At 59.4% G+C, this 25,235-nt stretch carries 22 protein-coding genes and 4 pseudogenes; 4 read left to right on the top strand and 22 right to left on the bottom strand.

Features of this window, described 5'->3' with window-relative positions:
- Window positions 1–99: 99 nt before the first annotated feature.
- The 10 genes and pseudogenes from CQ13_RS22045 to CQ13_RS22090 all read right to left on the bottom strand — a co-directional run bounded on the left by CQ13_RS22045 (window position 100) and on the right by CQ13_RS22090 (window position 10,369).
- On the bottom strand, window positions 100–2,334 hold the full coding sequence (locus CQ13_RS22045) for a PAS domain-containing hybrid sensor histidine kinase/response regulator (RefSeq protein ID WP_057844939.1): 2,235 nt from the start codon (window positions 2,332–2,334) through the stop codon (window positions 100–102).
- Window positions 2,335–2,558: 224 nt separating this feature from the next.
- Window positions 2,559–3,026: a hypothetical protein gene (locus CQ13_RS22050; protein ID WP_057844940.1), complete on the bottom strand. Its 468-nt coding sequence runs from the start codon at window positions 3,024–3,026 to the stop codon at window positions 2,559–2,561.
- A 672-nt stretch (window positions 3,027–3,698) separates the two neighbouring features.
- Window positions 3,699–3,935 carry a hypothetical protein gene (locus CQ13_RS47585; RefSeq protein WP_057844941.1) on the bottom strand — a complete coding sequence of 79 codons (237 nt, stop codon included), beginning with the start codon at window positions 3,933–3,935 and terminating at the stop codon, window positions 3,699–3,701.
- Window positions 3,936–4,211: 276 nt separating this feature from the next.
- Window positions 4,212–4,880 (bottom strand): annotated as a pseudogene (locus CQ13_RS22060) (cytochrome c3 family protein); the annotation flags it as partial.
- Window positions 4,881–4,889: 9 nt separating this feature from the next.
- A complete protein-coding gene (locus tag CQ13_RS22065; RefSeq protein ID WP_057844942.1) occupies window positions 4,890–5,387 on the bottom strand; it encodes a nitrate reductase cytochrome c-type subunit in 498 nt (165 codons plus the stop codon).
- Window positions 5,360–7,854, bottom strand: a pseudogene (gene napA, locus CQ13_RS22070) (periplasmic nitrate reductase subunit alpha). Before napA ends, CQ13_RS22065 begins: the two are co-directional and overlap by 28 nt.
- Before the next feature lie 4 nt (window positions 7,855–7,858).
- On the bottom strand, window positions 7,859–8,122 hold the full coding sequence (locus CQ13_RS22075) for a chaperone NapD (protein ID WP_057844943.1): 264 nt from the start codon (window positions 8,120–8,122) through the stop codon (window positions 7,859–7,861).
- Window positions 8,119–8,412, bottom strand: coding sequence for a 4Fe-4S dicluster domain-containing protein (locus CQ13_RS22080; RefSeq protein WP_082637575.1), 294 nt, complete (start codon window positions 8,410–8,412; stop codon window positions 8,119–8,121). The genes CQ13_RS22075 and CQ13_RS22080 overlap by 4 nt, the downstream gene beginning before the upstream one ends.
- A 7-nt stretch (window positions 8,413–8,419) precedes the next feature.
- Window positions 8,420–8,617, bottom strand: a complete 198-nt coding sequence (napE, locus tag CQ13_RS22085) for a periplasmic nitrate reductase, NapE protein (RefSeq protein ID WP_057844945.1) — start codon at window positions 8,615–8,617, stop codon at window positions 8,420–8,422.
- 264 nt (window positions 8,618–8,881) lie between these two features.
- Window positions 8,882–10,369, bottom strand: coding sequence for a YifB family Mg chelatase-like AAA ATPase (locus CQ13_RS22090; protein WP_057844946.1), 1,488 nt, complete (start codon window positions 10,367–10,369; stop codon window positions 8,882–8,884).
- Window positions 10,370–10,567: 198 nt separating this feature from the next.
- On the opposite strand from CQ13_RS22090, the gene CQ13_RS22095 reads away from it, so the two are divergent.
- Window positions 10,568–13,390, top strand: a complete 2,823-nt coding sequence (locus CQ13_RS22095; RefSeq protein WP_057844947.1) for a DNA polymerase — start codon at window positions 10,568–10,570, stop codon at window positions 13,388–13,390.
- Window positions 13,391–13,404: 14 nt separating this feature from the next.
- Window positions 13,405–13,713 (top strand): hypothetical protein, encoded by a 309-nt coding sequence (locus tag CQ13_RS22100; protein WP_057844948.1) that lies wholly within the window; start codon window positions 13,405–13,407, stop codon window positions 13,711–13,713.
- Between the two features lie 51 nt (window positions 13,714–13,764).
- Here the strand turns inward: CQ13_RS22100 and CQ13_RS45780 are convergent, their stop codons facing one another.
- Both CQ13_RS45780 and CQ13_RS22105 read right to left on the bottom strand, forming a co-directional pair.
- Window positions 13,765–13,950 carry a hypothetical protein gene (locus tag CQ13_RS45780; protein ID WP_082637576.1) on the bottom strand — a complete coding sequence of 62 codons (186 nt, stop codon included), beginning with the start codon at window positions 13,948–13,950 and terminating at the stop codon, window positions 13,765–13,767.
- Between the two features lie 292 nt (window positions 13,951–14,242).
- On the bottom strand, window positions 14,243–14,710 hold the full coding sequence (locus CQ13_RS22105; protein ID WP_156433799.1) for a hypothetical protein: 468 nt from the start codon (window positions 14,708–14,710) through the stop codon (window positions 14,243–14,245).
- A 559-nt stretch (window positions 14,711–15,269) separates the two neighbouring features.
- On the opposite strand from CQ13_RS22105, the gene CQ13_RS22110 reads away from it, so the two are divergent.
- Window positions 15,270–15,662, top strand: coding sequence for a hypothetical protein (locus CQ13_RS22110; protein WP_057844950.1), 393 nt, complete (start codon window positions 15,270–15,272; stop codon window positions 15,660–15,662).
- 12 nt (window positions 15,663–15,674) lie between these two features.
- Here CQ13_RS22110 and CQ13_RS22115 read toward each other — a convergent pair whose 3' ends face one another.
- Window positions 15,675–15,905: a helix-turn-helix domain-containing protein gene (locus CQ13_RS22115; RefSeq protein ID WP_057844951.1), complete on the bottom strand. Its 231-nt coding sequence runs from the start codon at window positions 15,903–15,905 to the stop codon at window positions 15,675–15,677.
- Between the two features lie 73 nt (window positions 15,906–15,978).
- On the opposite strand from CQ13_RS22115, the gene CQ13_RS22120 reads away from it, so the two are divergent.
- Window positions 15,979–16,563 carry a hypothetical protein gene (locus CQ13_RS22120; protein WP_156433800.1) on the top strand — a complete coding sequence of 195 codons (585 nt, stop codon included), beginning with the start codon at window positions 15,979–15,981 and terminating at the stop codon, window positions 16,561–16,563.
- A gap of 257 nt (window positions 16,564–16,820) precedes the next feature.
- On the opposite strand, the gene CQ13_RS22125 is transcribed toward CQ13_RS22120, so the two are convergent.
- The 9 genes and pseudogenes from CQ13_RS22125 to CQ13_RS22160 all read right to left on the bottom strand — a co-directional run bounded on the left by CQ13_RS22125 (window position 16,821) and on the right by CQ13_RS22160 (window position 25,090).
- Window positions 16,821–17,699, bottom strand: coding sequence for a recombinase family protein (locus CQ13_RS22125; RefSeq protein ID WP_057844953.1), 879 nt, complete (start codon window positions 17,697–17,699; stop codon window positions 16,821–16,823).
- Complete coding sequence (locus CQ13_RS22130) at window positions 17,696–18,478, bottom strand: recombinase family protein (RefSeq protein ID WP_057844954.1); 783 nt, start codon at window positions 18,476–18,478, stop codon at window positions 17,696–17,698. Before CQ13_RS22130 ends, CQ13_RS22125 begins: the two co-directional genes overlap by 4 nt.
- 280 nt (window positions 18,479–18,758) lie before the next feature.
- Window positions 18,759–19,421 carry an SOS response-associated peptidase gene (locus CQ13_RS22135; RefSeq protein WP_057844955.1) on the bottom strand — a complete coding sequence of 221 codons (663 nt, stop codon included), beginning with the start codon at window positions 19,419–19,421 and terminating at the stop codon, window positions 18,759–18,761.
- 76 nt (window positions 19,422–19,497) lie between these two features.
- The gene (locus CQ13_RS22140; RefSeq protein ID WP_197427391.1) at window positions 19,498–21,549 is read right to left on the bottom strand and encodes an acyltransferase family protein; all 2,052 of its coding nucleotides are present in this window, start codon (window positions 21,547–21,549) and stop codon (window positions 19,498–19,500) included.
- A gap of 117 nt (window positions 21,550–21,666) precedes the next feature.
- Window positions 21,667–21,873, bottom strand: a pseudogene (locus CQ13_RS45785) (hypothetical protein); the annotation flags it as partial.
- 18 nt (window positions 21,874–21,891) lie between these two features.
- Window positions 21,892–22,314: a hypothetical protein gene (locus CQ13_RS22145; protein ID WP_057844957.1), complete on the bottom strand. Its 423-nt coding sequence runs from the start codon at window positions 22,312–22,314 to the stop codon at window positions 21,892–21,894.
- Between the two features lie 11 nt (window positions 22,315–22,325).
- On the bottom strand, window positions 22,326–22,547 hold the full coding sequence (locus CQ13_RS22150; RefSeq protein ID WP_057844967.1) for a hypothetical protein: 222 nt from the start codon (window positions 22,545–22,547) through the stop codon (window positions 22,326–22,328).
- Between the two features lie 293 nt (window positions 22,548–22,840).
- Window positions 22,841–23,163 (bottom strand): annotated as a pseudogene (locus CQ13_RS45790) (site-specific integrase); the annotation flags it as partial.
- A 136-nt stretch (window positions 23,164–23,299) separates the two neighbouring features.
- Window positions 23,300–25,090: an adenylate/guanylate cyclase domain-containing protein gene (locus tag CQ13_RS22160; RefSeq protein WP_057844959.1), complete on the bottom strand. Its 1,791-nt coding sequence runs from the start codon at window positions 25,088–25,090 to the stop codon at window positions 23,300–23,302.
- Window positions 25,091–25,235 lie beyond the last annotated feature (145 nt).

Genomic DNA, 25,235 nt, shown 5'->3' on the forward strand with positions numbered 1-25,235 from the left:
GGTGGGCAAAAGCGCGCTGCGCCGTGCCCACCATGCTATCCCCGACTGCTGAATGGTGGGCACGCTTCGCTTTGCCACCCTACAAGTTCTGTTTCGACCTCACGCCGCAATGTGCTGTGACGCGATCAGCCCGGCGAGCGCCTCGGCGAGTTTTTCGCGGTCGAGCGGCTTGATCAAGAATCCGTCCATGCCGGCTTCGAAGCAGGCGTAGCGATCTTCCACCAGCGTGTTGGCGGTGAGCGCGAGGATCGGCGTCCGGCTACCCGGCTCGCCGGATTCGAGGATACGAATCCGCTTGGTCGTCTCGATGCCGTTGAGCTGCGGCATCTGGATGTCCATCAGGACTAGATCGTAGGGGCTGCCCGCGGATTTCGCCGAGAGCCAGGACTCCAGCGCCTCGGGGCCGTCGGTGGTGATGACGGCGTGATGGCCGAGCCGGCCGAGCAGCGATCGGATCAACAGCGCATTGATCTGGTTGTCCTCGGCGACCAGGATCGACAGACCCTTGGCCGATGGCGCGGCCGTCGTCTCGCTCGGGTCGATGGCCGGATCCAGGCTCGGCGCGGCCACTTCCGGCGCGGCCGTCATGCGCGCCGCGAGCGAGGCCGCGCGCAGCGGTTTGACCAGATAGCCGGTGAGGGCGGACGTGGCGGATGGTTGCATTTCGTGCCGCGTCGCCGGCGTAAACATCACGATGCGCTGGGTGGCATGAAGGCGCGCGGCTTCGCCGAGCCGTTCGATTTCGGCGAGCCCCAGCGCGTGATCGATCAGCACGGCGTGCCAGGCGCGCTCGGGCAGCAGGGCCTCTGCGACGTTGGCGTCTGATACCATGCAGGTCTGCCCGCCCCAGCGCTGCAGCCGCCGCGCGGTCAGCGAGGCCTCGATGCTCGCGGGCGACACCAGCATAATCGAGTGGCCAGAAAGATCCGGCGCCGCAAAGGAGATTTGTTCGCCGCCCGCGGCGGCAAGGGGGAGCGACACTTCGAATGTCGAACCCGTGCCCGGCGTGCTTTCCAGCGCGATGCGGCCGCCCATGCGCTTGACGATACGGTCGGAGATGCTCAAGCCGAGACCGGTGCCGCCGTAGCTGCGGGCGATCTTGTCGTCGGCCTGCTCGAACTCGCGAAAGATCCGCTCGCGTGCGTCGGGGGCAATGCCGATGCCGGTATCGCGCACCAGGAAACTGATTTCATTGGGCCAGATGCCGGGCTCCACGATCAGGGCGACACCGCCGGTGGAGGTGAATTTTATCGCATTGCCGGCGAGATTGAGCAGCACCTGCCTCAAGCGAGCTGCATCGCCGATCACGTGCGTCGGCAGCCGCTCGTCGACATAGGCGGCCACCTCGATCTTCTTGGCCTCCGCGCGTGGCGCGAGCAATTCGGTGATGTCCTCGATCAGGCCCGACAAGGCGAACGGACGATGTTCGAGGTCGATCTTGCCGGCCTCGATCTTGGAATAATCCAGCAGTTCCTCGATCAGCGAGAGCAGCGCGTCGCCGGAGGTCTTCACCGCCTTGACATAGGTCGCCTGTTCCGGCGTCAGCGGCGTATCCATCAACAGGCCGCTCATGCCGATGATGCCGTTGAGCGGCGTGCGGATCTCGTGACTCGCCATCGCGAGGAAGCGCGACTTGGCGCGGCTTGCCGCGTCCGCCTGGTCGCGGGCCTCGGTCAGCGCGCGTTCGCTCTCGGTGCGATCGGTAACGTCGCGGCCGACGCTTTGCATTTCCGCTCGCTCTCCGGCGTCGTTGCGGACGAACCCTTCGCGCCATGCGATCCAGCGCGGGCCCAGCGGTCCCTCGATCCGCTGGTCGTGAACGCGGGTGCCGCCCGGTTCGAGCGCGGTGTCGCCCTGCTCGAGAACGGTAAACGCGAAGCGGCTGCCGATCAGTGCGTCGCGCGGCATTTGCGCCAGCTCGCAATAGGCGTCGTTGGCGTAGGTGATGCGACCCTCGCCGTCGCGCAGAACGATCAGATCGCCCTGCGATTCGAACAGCCGGCGGGTACGTTGCTCGGCCTCCTGCAATTCCCAGTTCCGGTCGGCCAACGCTTCATTATGCAGCGCGACCTTGCGCATCTTCTTGCGCAGCAGGCGAAGCCGGACGCTGAAGGTGGCGAGCGCGACGCAGGCGATCGCGAACAGGAAGGCGGCGCCGATCGCAAAAGAGTGCGGGTCATAGCCGGAGTTTTCCGCCTTGGCTCCGGCGATGAAGCCAAAGGCTCCGCCGAACACGACCGAGAAGATCATGAAGGAGCGCAGCGCGAAGGTAAGCCAGGGATGACGGCGGCCGAAGCGACGAAAGCGAAGTTTGATCCGGAAAGTCCGTCCCATCGCCAATGACCCTAAGCTTGCTGCTTGAATTGAACCGGCCTGCTTCGCCGCCTCTCGCGGAGAGACGATGCGCCGCCGATGTTGCAAAGTGCTTGAGGCTCCCAGCGCATGACGGCCGCGATGAGAACAGAGTGAATGAAATGTTAACCGAGCATGGTCCGGACCCGGAGGGCCGCGTTCGCGCAAAGTGGGAACCGGATTTCCGAAAAGACCATGCTCCAAACCTAGAGCGACGCCGCTTCGATGCGGTGGCGCTCGCCACGAGCGCCGACGATCAGGGCGGCGGCATCGAGCAGCGAAAAGCTCTTCGAGGACACGAAGATGCGGTGCTCGGCCGGTCCATCCCTGGAAAGATAGATCACGGGATCGGAGCCTGAGGGATTGCGGGAGATCGCAACCAGAAGCGGCGGCGCACTGCTCGCGCAGGCGCCGTCTTCGGCCGTGTCGATATCGTCGATCACGGTGAAGTCGGCCGCCTCCGCATTGTCGGAAATCTGGACCCGCACCGTCGCGCGGCCGGGATCGCTGGTGAAGCTGACGTGCCGGTGCGCCTGCCAGGCGAGCGCGGCGATCTGGACGGAGGTGCCTGATAGTTCGATGCAGGGCCGCGGACCGGCCAAAAACTCGCCGCGCGCGAACAGGGCGACAATTGCCAGCGGAATCACCGAGGCCAGAATCTTCAAACGCAACATGACACGCTACTCGCTCACCACAAGTCCGCGAAACGGGACGGATGGTTGGCAGAGCGTAAAGGAAACTAGTTACCGCCGCGTTGACGTGGGTTGTTTTCTGTGGCGGCGGCCTCCGTGAGGCGAGGGGATTTCGTGCGCCAGCGGTGACTATGTGCGCCGTACACACCACTGTCGTCCCCCGCCGCCGGGTCTCGGCTTCGGCGAGCCGATGACAGGCTCCAGCGGGGGATCCAGTACGCCGCGGCTTCTCGGTTCTATCACAGGCGTCTCTGGGATACTGGATCGTCCGCCTGAGCCTGTCATCGGGCGCGCATTCGCGCGACCGTTGGCGGACGATGACAACTGAATATGAGGCGGCATTCCCGCGACGCATCTCGCCCGAGGTTTGCTCTTCACTTCCCGCCCTCTCCATTCAAGGGCGCAGGGAAGACCGGGTGCTGGCTGCACCCGCGGTCTCGTGTGCCAATGCGCACAGCAAAAGCGCACACGAGCATACAGGTACAGCGGGAGCATCCCGGCCTTCCCTGCGCAATGGCTTTACGGCTTACTTCGAGCTCTCCCGGCGAACGGCTCTTTTGCCACCGTCGCCCCCCGAGAAGCTTCGCTTCTTAAGGACTTAATGCCAGCACCGCGACATCAGGACCACACGACTTCGCCGTACGCTTCAGGCATCTACGTCTTGCGCCGTCCGCGTCCATCGCATCTCACCGCAGGCTCGCCATCGCCGAGCACCCCTTCGGCACGATCAAGTGCCGCGCCGGATACCGCCACTTCCTCGTTCGCGGCTTCGATAAGGTGCGCGGCGAATGGAGCCTGATGGCGCTCTGCTACAACTTCACCCGTGTCCTCAACATCCTCGGCTTCGAGCGCTTCGTTGCGTGCGTGGCCAAGGTGCTTCTGTCGCGCCAATCGGCCTCTGGGCCAGTTATGGGTGGCCTCCAGCTCGCGCTACAGAGGTTTTTTGGCCTACTTCACGCCCGCCTCCGCTATCCGTCGATGGCAACAACCTTCGCTGGCTTAGTGCAGCATTCTTGCCCAGCCTCGGCGTGCCAATTGGTCGCAGACGTGCAATTGAAATTCCGCTTGTGCGCGCGGCAAATCAGTCGGCCGGCGCCGCTCAGCGATGACGAGCTTATCACGCAGGCTGTGCTCGGCCGCGCGTTCTTGTTCGGCTGCGGTGACGGCGAGGTACCGTGCAAGTTCGTCCCGCGGATTGCCGCGAAAACTCTGACGATCCCTCAACTCCGGTGGCGCTCGCCAGCCCGGCTCAATACCCGTCATGTCGGGCAATTCGTGCGCGATGCCTTTATGGCAATCGATACAGGTCTTCTCGCCGGTGACGAGAAACTTGCCGTGGATGTCGGCAGCTCGCCGCGTCTGCTTGGTGAAATCCATGGCGACGGCCGAATGGCAGTTGCGACATTCCAGGGAATCATTTGCCTTCAGTCTCGCCCATTCGTGCTTGGCGAGTTCGAGCCGGTGATCCAAAAACTTCTGCCTGGTGTCGATGGTGCCGAAGATCTTGCCCCAGACCTCCTTCGAAGCCTGCATCTTGCGGGCGATCTTGTCGGTCCAGTTGTGCGGGACGTGGCAGTCGGGGCACGTCGCGCGGACTCCCGAGCGGTTCGAGAAATGCGGGGTGCCCTGCAATTCCTCGAACACGTTGGCGCGCATTTCGTGGCAGGAGGTGCAGAACTTCTCGGTGTTGGTGATTTCGAGCGCGGTGTTGAAGGCACCCCAAAACAACACGCCGCACACGAAGCCTCCGAGCGCAAGAAACCCGAGGCTCAAATGCGCGCTTGGGCGGCTGGCGATGCGCCAGAACCATATCAGCAGTTCCTTGATCCGCGGCATCGACGGTTCTCACTTGTTCTCGGAACCGACGAGAAGCATATCCTTGAACGCGTTGGGAACGAGCGGCCGTGCATCTGTCTGCTGGACATGGCATGCCGTGCAGAAATATCGCCGCGGCGTGACGTCGGCGAGAACCTGTCCGTCGCGGTCCATGAAGTGGGTGACGCTGATCATCGGCGCACCCGAGCCTTCAGTATACTGTCGGCGGTGACAGTCTAGGCAACGATTGGTCTTGAGCGTGAGCTGATAGTTTTCGATGGAGTGCGGGATGATTGGCGGCTGCTCCGGATAGTTGCGCATCAGCCGCTTGTCATCGACGATCGGCCGCGCCAAGGGCGGTGTCCGCACATCTCCCATCGGCGCTGCGGCTCCGGTAACCCGCGGCACGATCTGGGGCGCGTTCTGCGCGTAGATTGCACCGCAGACGAACACCAGCATGCCGCCGAGCAGCGCGCCCGCCAGCGGCAAGCGAAATCTCTTCAGACCGGGATGATCTTGACCGCGCATTTCTTGAAGTCCGCCTGCTTGGAAATGGGATCGGTTGCGTCGAGCGTCGCCTTGTTGATGAGTTGGCTGGCGTCGAACCAGGGAACGAACACGACGCCGCGCGGCATCCGGTTGCGTCCCTTGGTATCCACCCGGGTGCGGATTTCGCCGCGCCGCGAAACTACCCGGACCTCGGCGCCCTGATTGAGGCCTCGGGAGCGCGCGTCCTGCGGATGCATGAATACCCGTGCACCGGGAAACGCCTTGTAGAGCTCCGGCACCCGCATTGTCATGGACCCCGAGTGCCAATGTTCGAGCACGCGGCCCGTAACAAGCCAGACATCGTATTCCTTGTCGGGAGATTCCGCGGGCGGCTCGTAGGGCACCGCGATGATTCGGGCGCGCCCGTCTGGCTGGCCGTAGAAATCGACTCCCTTGCCCGGCTTGACGTAGGGATCGAGGCCCTCCCGATAGCGCCACTTGGTTTCCTTGCCGTTGACGACGGGCCATCGCAATCCCCGTACTTCGTGATAGGCGTCGAAGGGCGCGAGGTCGTGTCCATGACCGCGACCGAATTCGGCGTATTCCTCGAACAGACCTTTCTGCACGTAGAATCCGAATGCCTTGGCCTCGCTGTTTTTGTACTCGGGGGGGATTTCGGTGGTTGCGAACTTGTCGACCTTGCCGTTCCGGAACAACGCGTCGAACAGTGTCTTGCCGCGGTAATTGGGGTTGTCGGCCAGGATCTGCAGCGGCCACACCTCGTCTGTGGTGAAGCGCTTCGAAAACTCCATGATCTGCCAGAGGTCGGAGCGTGCCTCTCCGGGAGCATTGACGAGCTGCCGCCACACGTGGGTGCGGCGTTCGGCGTTGCCATACATGCCTTCCTTTTCGACCCACATGGCGGCGGGAAGAACGAGATCGGCGGCCATCGCGGTGACGGTCGGATAGGCGTCGGAGACGACGATGAAGTTGTCCGGATTCCGGTAACCGGGATAGGTCTCGCGCGAGCAGTTCGGGGCGGCCTGCAGGTTGTTGTTCACCTGGATCCAGTAGAAATTCAGCTTGCCGTCGCGCAGCATCCGGTCGTGTTCGACCGCGTGGTAACCCGCCTTGTCCGGAATGATGCCGTGCGGGACGCGCCAGATTTCCTCTGTGTGCTTACGGTGCTCCGGATTGGTGACGGTCATGTCAGCAGGCAAACGATGCGCGAACGTGCCGACCTCGCGCGCCGTGCCGCAGGCGGATGGCTGCCCCGTCAGTGAGAATGGCGAATTGCCGGGCTCGGAGATCTTTCCCGTCAGCAGATGCAGATTGTAGACGAGCTGATTGGCCCATACGCCGCGAACATGCTGGTTGAATCCCATCGTCCAGAGCGACATCACCTTGCGCTTCGGATCGGCATAGAGCTCGGCGAGCTCCTGCAGGAAGCCGCGTTCGACTCCCGCAAGCTCCGATACCTTGTCGAGCGTGTAACCCTTCACGAAGGCTGCGTAGGCGTCAAAGTCGATCGGCTGGGTGGCGCCGGGGTCCGCCGCGCCGTTGGCTTTGATTTCGAGCGGATGATCCGCGCGCAACCCGTAGCCGATATCGATCGCGCCTTTCACGAAGGCCGTGTGGTTCTTGACGAAATCCTGGTTGACCCGTCCCGTCGAGATGATGTGATTGGCGATGTAGTTCAGGATGGCGAGATCGGTGCCCGGCTTGAACACGATCGGGATGTCGGCGAGATCCGAACTGCGGTGGGTGAAGGTCGAGAGAACCGCCACCTTCACATGCGGATGGCTCAATCGCCGGTCGGTGAGCCGCGTCCAGAGAATCGGGTGCATCTCGGCCATGTTCGAGCCCCACAGCACGAACGCGTCTGCCGCCTCGAAATCATCGTAGCAGCCCATCGGTTCGTCCATGCCGAAGTGCGCATGAAGGCGTATGCCGCCGATGCCATGCAGTGGCGGGCGTTCGGATCAAGGTTGTTCGAGCGAAAGCCGGCCCGCATCAACTTGGTGGCGGCATATCCTTCAAAGGCCGTCCACTGCCCCGAGCCGAGCATGCCGAGCGCTGTCGGGCCTTTCTCCTTCAGCACTGTCTTCGCGCGCGCGGCCATCACGTCGAAGGCCTCGTCCCAGGTCACCGGCGTCAGTTCGCCGTTCTTGTCGAACACGCCGCCTTTCTTGCGCAGCAGCGGCGTGGTCAGGCGGTCGCCGCCATACATGATCTTGGAGAGGAAATACCCCTTGATGCAGTTCAGCCCGCGATTGACCTCGGCGAGCGTGTCGCCATGGGTGGCCACGACCTTGCCGCCCTTGACGCCGACCATGACCCCGCATCCGGTGCCGCAGAAGCGACACGGGGCTTTCGACCATTTGATCTGCAGCGACCCGATGCCGCCCGCCACCGGTTGCGCTATCGCTGGAACGGTGATGCCAGCCGCCGCAGCCGCGACGGCGGCAGCCTGTGCCTTCAATAGTTCACGTCGCGAGAGTGACATGTGACTAGTCTCCGATCTCGACGAGGTCATCGATCTGCTCGAACACCATGTTGGCGGACAGCACGCCCTGCCAGCAGGCGATTTCGGCGAGGCGGCTTCCGAGGATTCCGCTATCGGGCGCTTCCATCACGATGACGATCTTCGAGGCGTCGCGTTGATGGACCTCGACGCCAGGCAGAGCAGCGAGCCTGCCCAACACCTCATCCCGGCGTTCCGGCAGTACGGATACAACCGCGCTCGAGATGTGAATGGTGGCTTTCCCGGTCACGAGGCAGCCTCGTGACGCGCGGCGCCTAGCGTGACAGCGTCGCCCGGACAGGCGCCGACGCATTCGCCGCAACCGGTGCAGGCGGCTTCACTGACGATGGCCTGAGACGGCAATCCAATTCGGGGTCGGAAACGAATGGCTGAAGCAGGACAGGCATCGCCGCAGGATCGGCAGACGATGCCGGCTTCGGCGAGGCAGCCATCGCCGATCACGGCGATCGGTTTGGAGAGAAGTTGACCGCGAAAGAGTGCCCGGCGTGAAGGTCCTGGGGCTTTTCCTTGGGTTTTCATGGCAATCTCATGCCCCCGGAGGGCCGGGCGGACCCAGGATGATCTGCGACATCCAGACGAGAAAGCCGTATCCGCCGACCACGCCGACGGCGACCACTGGCCAGATGAAGGCGGCGATGACGGCGAATACGAACAGCTCAGCACGCCGACCGGTTTCGGGTGCCTTGCCGGGCTGCGCATCATGTTTCGCTGACGTGTCGACCATGTAATGACCTGCCGCCCCGGGATCGAACAACCAGCGAGCCGGCCACACGTTCCCGTTGTGCCCAGCTATTTCTGCCATCCCGTCGCCGTCGGACGAAGGCGACGCCGTTCCGCTCCATTGCCGGATGCGCCACCGCGCCCGCTGGCAGCATGATTGCGTGCCAGGGGTCACTCATTGATCAGGATCAAACGAAGAATGATAAATGATTGAATTACTTTATGCGCTTTCGGCATCCCTCGTGCCGAGCAGGGATCGCGCGATGCACTACGCCGCCCTTCGCAAATCCTCCGCCAGCGCACGATACGATAGCGCCTCCGCCAGATGCAGCCGGCCGATCTTTTCCGCGCGATCGAGGTCGGCGAGCGTGCGCGCGACGCGCAGTACGCGGTGGTAGCCGCGCGCAGTCAGCTTCATGGTTTCGGCGGCGTCGCGTAAAAGCTTTTGGCCTTGTGCATCCGGCTGCGCGATCGTTTCCAGCAGCGAAGCCGGTGCTTCGGCATTGGTGCGGATGTGCGGCATGCCGGCTGCGGCGTAGCGTGCGAGCTGGATATTGCGGGCAGCGGCGACACGCGCGGCGACTTCGGCAGAGCCTTCGCTTGGCGGAGGAAGTATCAGATCGGCGGCGGTGACCGCCGGCACCTCGATGCGCAGGTCGATGCGATCCATCAGCGGGCCGGAGATGCGCATCTGGTAATCCGCGGTGCAGCGGTCGACCGGTGCGCGCCTGCAGGAATAACCGGGATCATAGGCCTGGCCGCAGCGGCAGGGGTTCATCGCCGCGACCAGCATGAAGCGCGCCGGGTAGGTGACACGGTGGTTGGCGCGGGACACCGAGACCTCGCCGTTCTCCAGCGGCTGGCGCAGCGAGTCGAGCACGCGCGGATCGAATTCGGGTAGTTCGTCAAGGAACAGCACGCCCTGGTGCGCCAGCGAAATCTCGCCGGGTTTTGCGCGCAGGCCGCCGCCGGTCAGCGCAGCCATGCTGGCGGAATGATGCGGTGCGCGGAACGGCCGCCGCGCGGTCAGCGCGCCGTCGCGGATTTCGCCGGCGACGGAGGCGATCATCGACACTTCCAAAAGTTCGGATGGAGATAGCGGCGGCAGGATCGAAGGCAGCCGCGCCGCCAGCATCGACTTGCCCGCACCGGGCGAGCCGATCATCAGCAAATGATGCCCGCCGGCCGCGGCGATCTCCAGCGCGTGTTTCGCGCTCTCCTGGCCCTTGATGTCGCGTAAGTCCAGATGCGTCGCTTCCGGCTCATGCACTTTCGGCTGCGGCCGCGACAGCACCTGTGTGCCTTTAAAATGGTTGGCGATCTGGATCAGCGATTTGGCCGCGATGATCTGGATGTCCGGGCTTGCCCAGGCCGCTTCGGAGCCGCACGCCGCGGGACAGATCAGCCCCTCCTCGCGCGCGTTCGCGCCGATCGCTGCCGGCAACACGCCGGCAACGGCTGCAATCGAGCCATCGAGCCCGAGTTCGCCCAGCACGGTGAAGCCGTTGAGCGCATCCGGCGGGATCGCGCCGATCGCCGCCATCAGGCCGAGCGCGATCGGCAGATCGTAATGACTGCCTTCCTTCGGCAGATCGGCCGGCGCGAGATTGACGATGATCCGCCGCGCCGGCAAGGCCAGCCCCGAGGCGATCAGCGCCGAGCGCACCCGCTCGCGCGCCTCCGACACCGCCTTGTCGGGCAACCCCACAATCGCAATGGTAAGGAGCATTAACCCCAACGGCATCGCTGTGACCATTGGCCGGGGATATTGGCCGAGTCGCCAACGATGCGGCCTGGTCCCGAAAGCGAGCTCAGTAAATGTCCCGTATGGGAGAAGAGGTCACACTTATACTGAAGCTTGAGCCCCGACATCGATCCCGACCTCAACCTCAGTAAATGTCTGCTATGGGAGAAGAGGGAATACATTTACTGAAGCGTGACATCGTTACCCGGAATGCAAAAAAGTACCTCCAAGGACCCCAAATCGATCTCGGGTTCTGTGACGCTCAATCTGACGCCGCCGGAAGTTTCTTCGCAGGCCTGCACGTTCTCTATCGACGCAAGCAGGTTTCAACCGAAGCCGGAGAAGAGAGTTTCGGGGGTGACAGATTATGTAATCATCGGTTTCGACACCGAATATGTCACACCCCAATCGCCCTCCAGCCGCGACGATATTCGTGAGGGTCGAGCGAAGTACCGGGTCCTATCGTATCAATTCCATTGCCACCTCCCATCCGGAGAAGCCTGGTCTGGAATCACCGTTCCCCCTGACGGGGAACGCATCTCGATGGGAGAATTAATCGTCTTCGCTCTCGCGTCACGACCAGAGAGCCCCAGCGACATCTTGCTACCGCGTTCGATTTATTTGGTTGGCCACTACACCAAAGCAGACCTCCCGGCGTTCAGTGATTTCGATAGCATAAAGAAGATAGCCGTTGCCGTCCGCAGTTCGTTCGTATCAACGGATGCCAGCTTCGATTTTGCTGTCAGCACGGAGAACGGTGAAGTCGAACTCTGTGTTTTGTTGAGAGATACGTTCCTTCTCGCACCTGCTGGCTCTCAATCGCTCGCCGCTCTCGGTGAGATTCTTGGCATTCCGAAAGTTTTACTGAGCAATGATCCTACCAAAGAGCGTGAGATCAAAAGCCGGATGGATGACCTGCAATCGCGAGACTGGCCACTATTTCGTCGGTACGCGATACAGGACGCTGTGATCTGTGCGGAATACGCCGAGAGGATCATCCGTTTGTGTAACCAGCACCTCGGAAAGTCTCAGTTGCCAGTCACGCTGACCGCAATCGGTGTTGATTTGCTGTTGAAGAAGTGGAGCGATGACGCAAGGGATGTAAAAGCTATTCTCGGTCGAGAAGACGTCAAGGAGAAGCGCTGGAACAAGCGCCGTGGCCACTATCAGACGAAAGACCGGGAGGTCGCCCAACTCAATTATGCGCTGTACGAAACGCTAGCCACGGAAAGCTATCATGGTGGCAGGAACGAGCAGTATTGGTTCGGACCTGCATTCAGTGACGATTGGACGGACTTCGATCTATCGAGCGCTTACGCGACTGGTATGGCACTGATCGGAACGCCGGACTGGAATAACTTCAAGCACACGCTCGCTGTCGAAGATTTTGGCATCCAGACGCTCGGGTATGCGTTGGTCGATTTCGAATTCCCTGACACCGTTCGATTTCCGTCGCTCCCCGTCAGGACCGATAACGGGCTCGTATTCCCGAGCAAGGGTCAGTCGTTTTGTGCTGCTCCCGAGATTGCTCTGGCGCACTCGCTTGGCGCAAAGCTGGCTATCAAGCATGGCGTCGTTATCGCATCGGACAACCGTGAGCCTGTTTTTGCGAGTTACATAAAGCATTGCATTACCGAGCGACGAAAGCATCCGAAGAAATCGCTCGATGATCTGTTTTGGAAGGAGCTCAGCAATTCGACGTATGGGAAGACGGCACAGGGACTCCGCGAGAAACGTGTCTATGACAGTCGAGCTATGGACATGGTTCCCCTCCCGCCGAGTAAGATCACGAACCCCTATTTCGCGGCGTATATTACTTCGTTCGTCCGTGCGGTTATCGGCGAAATCCTGAACGCTCTGCCAGCCCGCGTTTGCGTGTTTAGCTGCACGACCGATGGATTTCTGACCAATGCCACGAAGACCGAGATCGATGCTGCCATCCTTGGTCCCACAGCAAAGACCTTCGGAGAAGCGCGCGAGCTGTTGACGGATGAGGCGACCATTCTGGAGATCAAGCATCATGTACGTTGCCCCCTTGGTTGGAGGACGCGTGGTCAAGCAACCTTGGCCGAGGGTCCGGTCGAGCGTCCAATGAACATCGTCCTCGCAAAGGGAGGCCTTCGACTGGATGATAAATTCGATACGCCAGAACTGCGTAACACAGAGATCGTGAGGATGTTCCTTGCGAGAAAGCCGGATGACAGGCTGACCTTCGAGAGCCTGACTGGCATCCGCGATATAGTGGAATTCGATTCCGATCTTGTTTCGAAAGAGGTTAGCCGTCGCGTCAACATGGAATACGACTGGAAGCGGAAGCCTGACATCCTGTTTGACCATGAGGACTACAAGCATTGCGCGTTTTCAACGGTCCCATGGGAGACCGTTGACCAGTTTGTTGCTGTGCGCGAGCTTTTCGAAACGTATCTCGATTCGGACCCGCACTGTATCAAGTCTGTTGGCGATTTCGACTCGTTTTCCGTGTATGTCGATTCCAGTATGCAGCTATCCGAACAGGACCGAAGCTACTTGAGGAAGCGGTCGGGTGACGTGAATCGCTTACGAAAGGCTTTGTGTGTCGGCTGGCATCAGGATGTACTGGGACTTCGGGCAAATCCGGTTATCCGGACCGCTCAACAGTTTGCCGATGTGCTCACTGCCTGTGGCGTTAAGTGTAGTCGGTCAAACGTCGAGAACGGCAGCAAGCAAGTCTTTGCAGTGAATAGCGTCCCAGCGACGGATAGCGTCTTGGCTGCGATCGGAAAGCTGAACGATTTCTTTCCAGACGTAAGGTCCGACCGGCTCTGTGCGACGCATAGTGCATTGGTAACGATCAAGCCTCGACGGCGTCCGCATGTTCGTCTGCATACCCGGGGTGATGGGTTCTATCGCGGTATAACAATCCCGGGGGTTGGCCGAATTGAACCTGCGTTGCAGCCAAGCTCTGAAATCAAGCGGGTATTCGAGCAGCCTCGTGATTTCGTTGACCCCCCTTTGCGGTGGTTGACCCGGCCAGAATACGGGCTTGAAGATTAGATTTGCGGGGAACTATGTCAAAGAAGCTTGTTGCCCAAGAGGTGAATGATTTCATCACGAAGCGAAGGCCTGCGGTTGTTTGCGACCTATGCATCGTTAGAGGTATAGGTCTGAGTGTGCGGGCGCACGCTAATCAGATTACCGCTGCTCTTGCCACGACATCAGAATTTGTCCGAGAGAAGGGTAGTTGCCCCGACTGCAAGCAGACTGACGTGATGGTGATCAAGGCTGTTGATCCAAAGAGCGCTGCTAACTTTTCTGTGCTGAACTTCGAGTCGATTATCGTGGAATTGGGCAAGGTCACCGTGAAGATCGTACGTTAAGCCCCGAATGCGCTTGGCGCGCCTCCATGGCCGCAGATAAGTTTAGCGCCGTCAGCGCTGATGCCCGAGTCCGATCCCGAGCGACAATGCCTTCTGTCGCAGCGATCCTTCCGAACGCTTCATCATCCTCGATACCTTTGATACTGGCGTGCGTGCCTTTGAGTGCCCCTTGAGCATCTTGATATCCGACGCTGTATATGGCTTCCGGGCTGGCCTGTTCTTCGTCTTCTTTGCCACTTGCTATCTCCTTTGATTAGGCCGCTTTGATAGCACTATTCTCTTGCAGTCAATGCCAGAACAACGAATTTAGCCGCGGTTGGTCCCTCAGGACTGTGCCGGACCTGCAGTCGCGAATTCTTCTTTGGCACCACGTAAGCCGTCCTGGCGGGCCGCATCGATTTTAACCTGCATTCGCTTGGACATTGTTTCTATTGGATGGCAGTTAGCTATTAAAGCGTCTCCACATCGAGACGCCTTCTGCACGCACACAAAACGATTGGTTGCCTGAAGGAAGCTTTTCGCTCGGCGATCAGAGGTGGCAGTTGGCCCAATCTATAGAGTCGAGCAGCGAACGTTTCTGCCGCTGCTTGAGAATGTAATCGGTCCAGCCGCTGTCAGACTGGTCCTGAATATCGATCTGATAATAGCCGAAATCGGTTTTTGGCCACTGATCGCGAATGATTGCACTGAACCGTTCAAACGAGCAATGATATGGCCGGTCAATTTTGCAGTGGTAGTGAAGCCGATGGTCGGCACTTTCCTCTAAGACGGCAATGAGAGGCAGACGGCGGTTATGACGCCGCGCGCTGCGACCAAGCACCCTGCTTTCCAGTCTGGTGCGGAAGTGCCGGAAGTTCTCTGAAGCAGCTATCGCGTCTGCAATCCGTGCCCCTGCACGCTTCTTCAGTGTTAGCGTTACAGCTGCGGGATTCTGAAACTGAATGGAAGTGATAAGCCGTTCTAGCTGTTCACGGCTGGCTATCTGACTGATGGTCATTGGTAGCTGATAGGCGGCCAGCCCTTCCTGCGGCGCAGACGGCATAGATTACGTAGTAGAAAGTGGCGAGCCTTGTTGCTGAGAATAAGCAATGGGCCGGCTGGGCCAACAATAATGAACTTTTCCTCACCCATCATTGTGTGGCCACGATGACTAATTTGATATCGGCCGTGCGTGTTGCGGCTATACAAGGCCAACCTTAGGTCCATCAGTTCGTCGATGGTATTCGGCTCGTTTTGCATCAACCAAGCCAATATATCGGTCGGTAGTTGGCTGACGAATTGGCGTTGCTTTTTGGGCTTACGTCGGGGGGCTGGTGGCGGGTCCTCCGGTATCGGATTTCCCCAAAGGTCATGCGTAGCTGGCATTCATATCTCCGTTTCGTTGCGAATTGGGAAGGCGAACCGACGATCAGATGCGTCAGTTCGAACAGAGATATTTAGATTTGCGTACCTAACGCCTTCGGTAGCTTCGGTAAATTTTCGTACCCAAACTGCCGTTGCCCAAACGCCAAAACCGAGGGACGGGCCGCTCCATCGTCAACCGATAGGAGCCCACAATGGCCAAGACTTCGATCTCACTCGTTTCGGTTCAGAAGCCGACTGCTAATACCCCCATCTTGCAGCGCCGCAATAAACTGAGCTCCAACATCGACCAGCAGATCACGAAGATCGGGCTGTTTCGCGAGGGAAAGCGAATTTCCCGGGAGCAGTTCTGGGTCGATGGATCGGGTGCAATCTACTTTCAGCTTCGCTACGGGAAGCAGCCGCTGGAGCTGGAGAAGGGCAAGGCCACGCTGAAGGCCACGACGTTTGATGATCTTGTCGAGCAATTGGATCAGATCAAAACGATTGCTGTCGGCGGTGGCCTTGATGAAGCGCTCGCAGCCTGCGCCAACGCTGTGCGCTCGAACTTCAAAACGGCCAAGGACAAGAAGGCGGGTCGGGGTTGAGCCAGGACGGCATCATCGCTTTGCCGTCCGTTTTACGGGCTTTTGGAAGAATTCGGCAGGCTCAACGTCCAAGACGGCGGCCAGCTTGCCGATGATTTCAAGCCCGACGTAGGTGGTCGCCCGTTCAACCCGGCTGACATAGGCTCGATCAATGCCGGCATCGTGCGCCAGCTGCTCCTGCGAGATGCGGCGGCTGTGCCGTACCCGACGAAGATTCGTTGCAAAAAGCTGGCGCAGGTCCATGGACCTAGCCAATCGGCTTGTGTTTTATTGGCCCACGGCTTTAAAGCCGAATAGTTGCCGGAGGTGCATGCTAATGCAGAAGAATTGGTTTGGGGGAATGGCCGCTATCGGAATTGCTGGTTTGGCTTACTGGATGTTCTGGCCGGCCGATCCGAACGCAAGGTGCTCGGATAGTGAGGTGCGTGACGAAGTCAGAGTTTTGATCGGCGGCCTTACCAGCGCTGGCAAATTCCTCGATAGAATGCTTGATCCGGCATGGCAGCCCCAACAGCAGCCACGGCCGGTCGGCTCGAATGCCTATATTCCGCCACCAGCCAAAAAGATCGAGAAGCCAGATCCGAGGGAGGTAAAAAGCCTTCTTCACAATTACGTTGTCTTGGCCGGAAACTCTGTTGCCGTTGCGTACGATCGCGACCTTGATCGTGTGACGTGTCGGGTAACTTTCAAGCTAAACAACGACTCGCTGATGGATGCCGCTAAGCGATCAGAAGTGTATTTGCCGGCGGCGACGTTGGCAGCCACTCAGAAGATGATCACTGCGATTGGGGCGCTAGCGCAGCAAGACCGTGCAACCTCTGCCACATACACGGTTCAGCCGGGTGATCGCTTTGGCAGGGTAATGATTACAGTTGAACCGCTAGGACCAGGTCCGTCCTGAGCATCGCCGATCGAATACAGGGCAGCGCTCGGATCGAACAGCGGAGCACTTGCGGACACTCAAGGTAGCACTTCGGAAAAACAGAACGTTCACTTGACCCAAACGGCAAATCAGTTGATCATGCAGCACCTGGTTAACCCAGGAGGTCTGCAAAGTGTCCGAGCAATGTTCCGAGCTTGTCGAGATTTCAAAGCTCAACGGCGATTTTAGAAGAAACTACGGCAAATTATTGGGCGCCATTCTCTATCTACGCTCCGTCAGTGCTGCGCGAGGCCGTTCTTGGTTTTGGGCCGGCTTAGTTTCCTTCGCTTGTTCTGTTGCGTTAACTTGGCTGGCGCGGCATGGGTGGACAATATGATCCTCACTTTGACTTCTGCAATCAGCTCATCCACCGTCGCAACGCGAACCGCCCTGTGACGGGCCAAAGAGGCATCGGAAAGCGTCAGATACCTCGGACAGCCCGACGCGGGCACGAGCACATAGTCTTGAATCTCCTTGTTTGGGGCATTCAATCGCAGGATAACGAGCAGATCGGCGTCTGGCTTCGGTCGGTGGGCTCGCCATTGCGCGCGTTGATTTGCGCCCCTCTTCGCCAGCTGGCGAACGACTTGAAACCGGATCTTTCGTCGCCCGTTCAGTGTAAGGCTGGGGCCATCATCTGGCATGTTCACTTGAATGCCAAGCTCGGTCCTCAGTGCTTCAGCAACCCGCGCTACAAGATTTGAGAGAACATCGGACCAATGCTGTCGCGCATCATACCAAGCGCAGTCGCGTGAGGCTTTGTAGCCAATGAGCGCATAGGCTTTTCTTATCGAGCCAAAATGCTTGACGTAACATTGGGTAGACGGAAGTCCGTCCGCATTGCGGATGATGCTGTCGCTAAGCTTTCCTTTGCGAGCGAGCGTGAGCCGTAGCCGGCGCAACATCTCGTCCTCTGGGATGACAGTGTAACGCTCGGCCATGAGTTTTTGGGCACGTGCGAAAAGGTCTTGATCAATTATACGTTCAACCCCCGCTGTGTTCCGAATCCAAAGGTGATGCGGATTTCTTATCAGCTTTTGGCCAAGGCGGCGGGATGTGCGGTTGTAGACGAGATTGCCGACATAGTTTTCGTTCTTGAGAATAGCCTGGATCATGATGTCGGTCCAAGGACGCCCATGATAGTTGGCATGTTCGCTCGATTGAGCTGTCGTGCAATTTCAACGTATGTATTCCGCTCGACAACGAATTGCTGAAACATCCATCTGACGACCGCGACCTCTTCTTCAGGCCCAGACCGGAGCCGCACACGGTCCGTTTTCAGGGCCTTGCACTCCCCCTTCGCCAGTTTGCCTTTCGAACGCTGCTTCTCATCGACCATCTCCCTGTAGAGCCCGAACGTGAGCGGGCCACCAACGCGATAGCCGAGGCCCGCTATCCGGCAGTGACCGGCGTGCACCTTCACGCCAAGCTCCCGGCTATACTCAGCCGCCATCACACGCTTGATGTTCTTGACGATGCTCGACAGAAGGCTTCCGTCATTGTCGAATTGTTCAGCGCAATAGGCGACCTTGATGCCGCTTCGCTTGCAGACAAACTCGTAATGCGCGCTCTCATCGACGTCCTGGAAGCGTCCCCACCGGCTGACGTCGTAAACCAGCACGTGATCAAAGTCCGCGTTTCCTGATTGAACATCTTCGATCAATTCGATCAGACCCGCCCGCCCGTTGATCCTCACTCCGCTGCGTCCTTCGTCGACGTAAGTCCGAACGATGGTGAGGTTGCGTTGCTGAGCGTATGCCGCGATGGCGGCCGCCTGGTTCTGGATCGAATAGCGCTGAAGATCAGTCGACATTCGAACATACTGCGCCGCACGAAGCGCCTTCTGGGCTTTGGCCAGTTGCGTATCGCGGCGGATGACGAGCGCATTGACCATGCATCAATGCTCCAATGCCGCAGCATCGACGCTGCCGACACTAGTCTTGATCAAAATCCCGTAGCAGAGAAAATGCAAGACCAGAATGGACTGTAGAAGGCTGGAATATCTGGAAGATCGGATACCACCACCTTTCCTGATCGAACGCGCGATTTCGGTTCACGATGCCATCGTGATTGGAGTAGGCAGAAGGAAAGCGTGACAGCGAACAGCAGACCGAAACCATCCAGGGCTGTTCTGATGTCCAGCCTAATCTTTTCGCGGATCCGCCGAAGGTAGTTCATGCGGCGGCCTTGTCTTCCTTGTCTGCACCGCGCGCGACGATCCTGATCGCATCATGGGGCAGGGGGCGCTGCAGCGCTTTGGCCTCATCCCAGGGTGCGCGCATCCAGACGTCGCGCTCCTCATCTGTCTGCAGGATGACCGGCATAGCCTTGGGGTGGATCGGCTCGACCACCGCATTAGACGAGGTCGTTAGAAATCCATAGACCAGATGAGGGCCGGGAATCGGTTTGGACTTGGTGCCACGGTCGCCCTTGAACTTAGTCCAAACGCCAGCAAACGCGAAAAGCGGCCTATCCGCATTCAGGGCGAACCAGACGACGTCCTTTTTCTTGGTCTCGGGGTTCGGCTCGGGCGCGTATTCCGCGAAGCTGTTGGCCGGGACAAGGCACCGGTTTTCCGGGTTGAGCCAGCCCCGCCAATGCGGTGATGAGGTGTTGCGGATATTGGTCACGAGCGGTCCGCCCGTGCGCGGCGGGGGCGGCATCCCCCATCGCATCAGCGTCAGCTCGCGCTCGGTGCCGACGTTACGCACAACGGGCGCGGGATAGTCGGGAAACACGCCGGGCATTGCCTGCAGGTTGCCAATGTAGCGGTTCATCACGCGGAAGAGTGCGCGGATGGCTTCTTGGTTTGTGGTGATCGAGTACAGATTGCACATGGTGGTCTTTGCGCCGCTGGTTCAGTTTAAGCTTGCGGCCAGCGGCGTCACACGACGGCATCCAACGCCTACGCCCTCAGTCGGCCTCGTTTGTTGCTTTACTCGTGGCTTGGACCGCCAATCTAAAGGCAGCGTCAAACATGCCCGTGTACTGTGTCGCGTTAACATTGGAAATGTGGGCAGAATCTCGAAAGTTGGATTGCCCGTTCCTGACTAGATAGCAATGACTGTGTTCACAAACGAGCGGGAATGGATCGGCTGCGATCAGCCGCGGATCGTCCTCATATTTATCCAAGATTTTGCTGATCTCGGCACGGAGGCTGCTCATCGTGAGGACGGGATCGGCTTCGACCTTCCATTCGTCTAGCGCCCTGCCAGCGCGGGCCTGGTTTTCCATCCACCGCTGCGGGACATCGAAGCCAACGTTTAATAGGGGCATGATCAGAATGACGGTCTTGCCTGAACTGAGCAATCGGTCGACCAAAGCTGAAATCTCGATCGCACTTCCCCAGTTACTTCCGATCACGACTATGCTCGGTTCAGCCCGACCAAGCACGAAATCCATCGTGCTCCGGTTAAACTCCCGGCACGGCTGTTGATCGCCGGAGTTCAGCGCAGGATCGTCAATGAATGCCCTGCAGGCACTTTGCGTGGCGATCAGTCCATGTACTCCATTTCGAAGCGCAGCCGAAGAGATCGGTACAAGGTACTGGTTAGCGAACGAATCTCCCCACAAGATTGCGGTGGGGCGTCCGGCGACGCCTTCACTTCCAAAGCTGCAGTACGTCTCAGCAGCCCTCTTGGCGGAGTTCGAGTTCCTGAAGCATTCGTCCCGAGGCGTACCGTTCCTTCTCGCCTCCTCAGCGGCCAGAAGATATTCAGGCAGCCTCATCGGAAACCCATTGTTCAGGAAAGCCGTTGCAGTGAATGCGATCAACGAGCAGAAGACGATGCTGGCACTCGACACCAGACGGCGCTCCGTCCAAAAAACCCGGCGCTTTCTGATCGGTTGCTCAACGAGATAGTACGAGGCTGCGCCGAGCAGGACTGACGCGGACACCATCAGCATCTTTTCCCTGGCATTCACGTCATAGCCGCGGAAAGAGAGCCAGCTCAGCGCAAAGACCCAGATCGGCCAGTGCCAAAGATAGATCGAATAGGACCAATCGCCGATACGCTGGATGAACGGCAGCCCAAGCAAGCCGCGTCCATCGGCCTGATGGCGGGCAGCAACGATCAATGCAGCCCCGAGGATTGGCAACAGCGTGAGCGGTCCCGGCCAGTGCGTCTCAGGGAGTGGATAAATGATGCAGGCTGCAACAAGGACCCAGCCCCCGATCGCCATTCCGGGCGCTGTCAGCCACGGAAGACCAGGGGTATTCTCCCTACGCCGCTGAAACTCGGACACCGCGATCAATCCACCGGCCAATGGTTCCCATGCTCGCGCTCGCAACGAGAAGAACGCCGAGCCCATCATGTCGCTGTGACTCTGCCAGAGGCACCACGCCAAAGAGACAAACCCAACGGCCAAAAATGCGCCCATCATCACGTTGGATCGAGACTTCGAAGGCAGGGCGCGCCGCCATATCAGGGCCGCCACCAAGGGCATCCAGATATAGAATTGCCACTCAATTGCGAGCGACCAGGTATGCAGTAGGGGCTTGGTCTGAGCGGCCATTGCGAAATAGCCGTTATCAGCATCGAAGGCGAAATTGGAGAGGGCTACCAAGGCGTAGCATGCCTGCCTCAGGTGTCTCAGATATTCGCCGGGCAGCGTGACGAACCATCCAATGATGGCAGATGAAATCACGACGACCGCAAGCGCCGGATAAATTCGCCGCATGCGCAGCATGCCGAACGACCAGAGCGAGAACCGCCCCGCAGCCAACTCGGCCAACACCTTGCCCGTCATCAGATAGCCAGTAATCACGAGGAAGACGTCTACCCCGACGAATCCACCGGCAAATCCTGGTATCTTCAGGTGATAGCCCAGCACAGCCAGCACCGAGAGCGCCCGGAGGGCGTTGATGTCTAGCCGAAAGGTCCCCCCACCTGAGTGCTTGTTTGTCGCAGTGGAGCGCGTATCAGCGCGCAACGGCTGTTGCGCGTCAGCAATGGAATAATACAACAGGGTTCCCCACCCCACTTCACCGGGCAAATTCCGGTAACCCGCTCTTAGCTGAAGCTAAGCCGGTTGTCGTTCAGAAAATTGCCACCGTCCGTATTTTTGCGGGGTGTTTTTTGCTCATCGCTCTCCCGGCCACCAGGTGGACGGAGGGTTCAACGCTGAAATTTTGGTCGGTCGCAAAGCTACGATGTGGCCGCGCTTGTACGAATATCCGCGAACCTCCGAACAATCCTTGCACCGCAGGTATCGCTCCAGCTCGTGAATGGGCGTTGTTTTCGGTCGGCGCACGATGTCCAGCGCAACAGCCTGATGCGTGCCGCAGCCGCGATGAGGTCCGCGGCGTCAGCCGAGAGGTCGGCTTTGCCTGAAATGGAAATTATTCGGAGTGAACCTGCGGGCCACGGCGCGCGCCTGGCCCTCGCATGTCTCCAGCGCGATCTTCTGGGCAAGCATGACGTCTCCGATCGGCAGAGCGCCGATCGGCATGAAACACAGCCCCTCCTGCAGGCGACCTCTTTTGTCGATCTCGCACACATTCACCGAGGCCCCGGCGTGGATCCTGTACCGCTTTCCGCTGTCGCTTCCGATGACCTCGAAGTAGCCCTTCCTGGCGAACTGCTCTCGCTGCGCCGGCGACAGCCACTCTCGCAAGAGCCGCAGCGAGCGGCCCTCCGGCGTGCCTTCGGCGCCGTGCCTGATGAAGAGGGCTCGCGTCGCGCTTGTGCGGGAGCGGCCGCCCGGCGTCCACAGTCGAAAGCCGAACATGGCCGGGCCGGTTACCCGCCGACCAGCCTGGGGAAGAAGACAGTTTCTTCCGCAGTGGGGTCGAACGATCGTAGGTGCGAGGTCTGGCCCGGACCCGTCCTAACTGCCGCTGTGAAGCCGGCATTGGTGAGCTCATAGAACCGCTGCTCCGCCTTCTCCAGTTCTTGTGCGTCATCCGAACTGAAGGGGTGACGGCGGTCGCCGCTGCGGTCCATCACGATCTGAATCGGCATGATCGTCCTCCTGGGATTGCTGGTGGCAAGGACCTGCTCCAGTATCCGACCGACCTCACGGACTTTCAAGAAGAACATTCCATCGCAATCGCCGGTCGTCTGCCGATCGCAGCAAGCGCAATCAGGCTGGCAGACACTCGGGGCAGGTGTCGCCGAGCGAGTCCAGGACGTCCCGAACTTCAGCAACAGCCTCCTTCGGAGGGATGCCGGGCGGTGGATCTTCTCGGGCGATAATGAGGGCGCGCTCTCGGGCGTGCGGCTAGCCCGTTTGCCGGCGTCCCTTAGATAATCATCGACCGCTTGGCGCGTCCGCTCGCTCAATTCAAAATCTGACTGGCTGCCCGGTTTTCTTCTGCCGTACCGTTGCGCGATCCGCTGTGTATCCGCCCGCGGCAACATCCCCGACCCGGATGGCGACGACGTCACAGCCGCGAAGCTTGCTGTCGATTGCTAGATTGAACATGGCGAGGTCGCGAGCGCGGCCTTCGACCTGAAGCTTCGTTCGAATAGACCACACGTGTTTTGGGCGGAGCGGTGGCTTCGCTCCAACAATCTTTCCCTTATTCCAGGGGACACGCTTGGATACGACTGCGACAACGCTTGAGACTTCAGCCATGGTGGCCTCCTCAGTTAGTGAGGCCGGCCATTCTGAAACCAGTAAGCTGCTGAAAACACGTCTGCTTTCAGATGATTGAAGACGTAGTTCGGTTCAATTCAAACCATCAGGCGGCGCTCTTGACCCAACTGCGACATCACCCCTCGGGTATCCCGGCCAACCGCATGCCCTCAGAGAGGCGATTGCGGTAGGCGAGGAAAGTTGGGTTATCGCCGTAGGCACCGTCGCGGAAGCGGCGGATGGTAAAGCCTGGATTGATGGCCAAACCTGCCCTTGCAGCGGTACTCGCCTGATCCAGCGAACCAAGTAGCGCTAGTGTTGCGGCGAGTACGAAATACGTCGGCGGATCATTTGGGTTGATTTCAACGCTGCGACGGAACCAGCCCAGCGCTTCAACATCCTTTTTAATCTGCAACTTGGCGAGGCCGATAAACGAGAGCCAGTGATTGGAAAAGACATCGCGAGGAGAGAGACGAAGTGCCATATTCACATGGCCCTCAGTTTCTACTCCAAGCCCCAAAACAAGTTTTGCTCTGCCAATTTGCGCGTGCGCCTCTGCCAAATTGCGATCCAACGCCAATGCTCTTTCGCACTCAGCAATGCCTTGAGCCGGGCGGTTCGTTGAAATTAGCGTGGCTCCCAAGAGCATATGGGCAAAGGCATGGTTAGGAGCCAGGGATAGGACCTTCGTCAACGTCGCCTCCGCTTTTGCGAGAAGCGCAGCGCTGTCGTTACTCATGTAACTAACACCAACAATCAGGTCACCAGCTGCCGAGCCGACCCTGGCATCGATATTCCTGGGATCAACGGCTAACGCTCGTTCAAAACTGCCGCGCGCTTGTGCCAAATACTCCGGCGTCCACGCCTTGTTCAACCAAGCTCTGCCTTGAAAATACAAGTCCATTGAGCTGGGATGTCGAGATCGTTCTGATCGTCTTGCCTCCTGCTCCGTGAGTTGCACCTCCAGCTGGTTCGCGAGCTTCGATACGATTTCGTCCTGCAGTTCGAAGAGGTCGGCGATGGGCTTGTCAAAACGGTCGGCCCATAGGTGAGCGCCGGTTTCGGTATCGATCAACTGCACGTTCACGCGGAGGCGATTGCCGCCCCGTTGTACCGAGCCTTCCAGAACGTAACGAACCTTCAATTCGTGGCCGATCTGCTTGAGATCGACGGCCTTGCCTTTGTAAGTGAATGCGGTGTGCCGACCAATAACGAATGAAGCAGTGATGCGTGACAAGTCGGCGGTCAGACTCTCGGTCACCCCATCCACGAAGTACTCTTGCTCGGGGTCGCCGCTGAGGTTGGCGAAAGGCAGCACAACTATGGAAAGCCGAGGGGGTGAAAGCGGGCTGAGCCTCGCCCTCTCAGCCTGTGTCGCCGCGCTGGACCTATCCCGGACCACTGCAAAGGCCCGGACGGGAAGGGCGATGTTTTTGAGGTTCTGCTCACCCAGATCGGCGAACTCAACGCCGACCTTACCCCGGACATGGTCGTGGGCGGAGGACGAGATGCAGATGCCCCCGGGCTCTGCAATACTCTCTAGCCGCGCTGCGATATTCACGCCGTCCCCGAAGATATCATGAGGCTCGACAATTACGTCGCCGACGTTGATGCCTACACGGAAAGCAATACGCCTATCTTCCGCCTCAGCGATTGTAAGTTCCTTGATGCGGGTCTGGAATTGTGTCGCGGCCCGAACCGCTTGCACCGCACTCGGGAACTCTGCCAAGAACCCGTCACCAGTGTTCTTCACGATGCGGCCGCCGTGTTCGGCGATTGCTGGAACAACCGCGTCTGTTAGCAGCGCCGCCAACTTGGTATGCGTGGCCTCTTCGTCATCGTGCATGAGCCGCGAATAGCCGGCCACATCGGCTGCCAAAATCGCCGACAGCCTGCGCTCGACCCGGACTGGCCGCTCTTGCACCATGGCCCGCAATCCAACCCAAAAGCGTACCGTACGACGGATTAGACGGCAGTTCCAGACGCACTTTGACGGGATGTCCACGATGTCGGTGATTGGCCCGAAAGCGAAGCCCGATCTGGCTCTTTGATTGTCGGCTTATCGGGACAAA

Source organism: Bradyrhizobium retamae, assembly GCF_001440415.1.
GTDB lineage: Bacteria > Pseudomonadota > Alphaproteobacteria > Rhizobiales > Xanthobacteraceae > Bradyrhizobium > Bradyrhizobium retamae.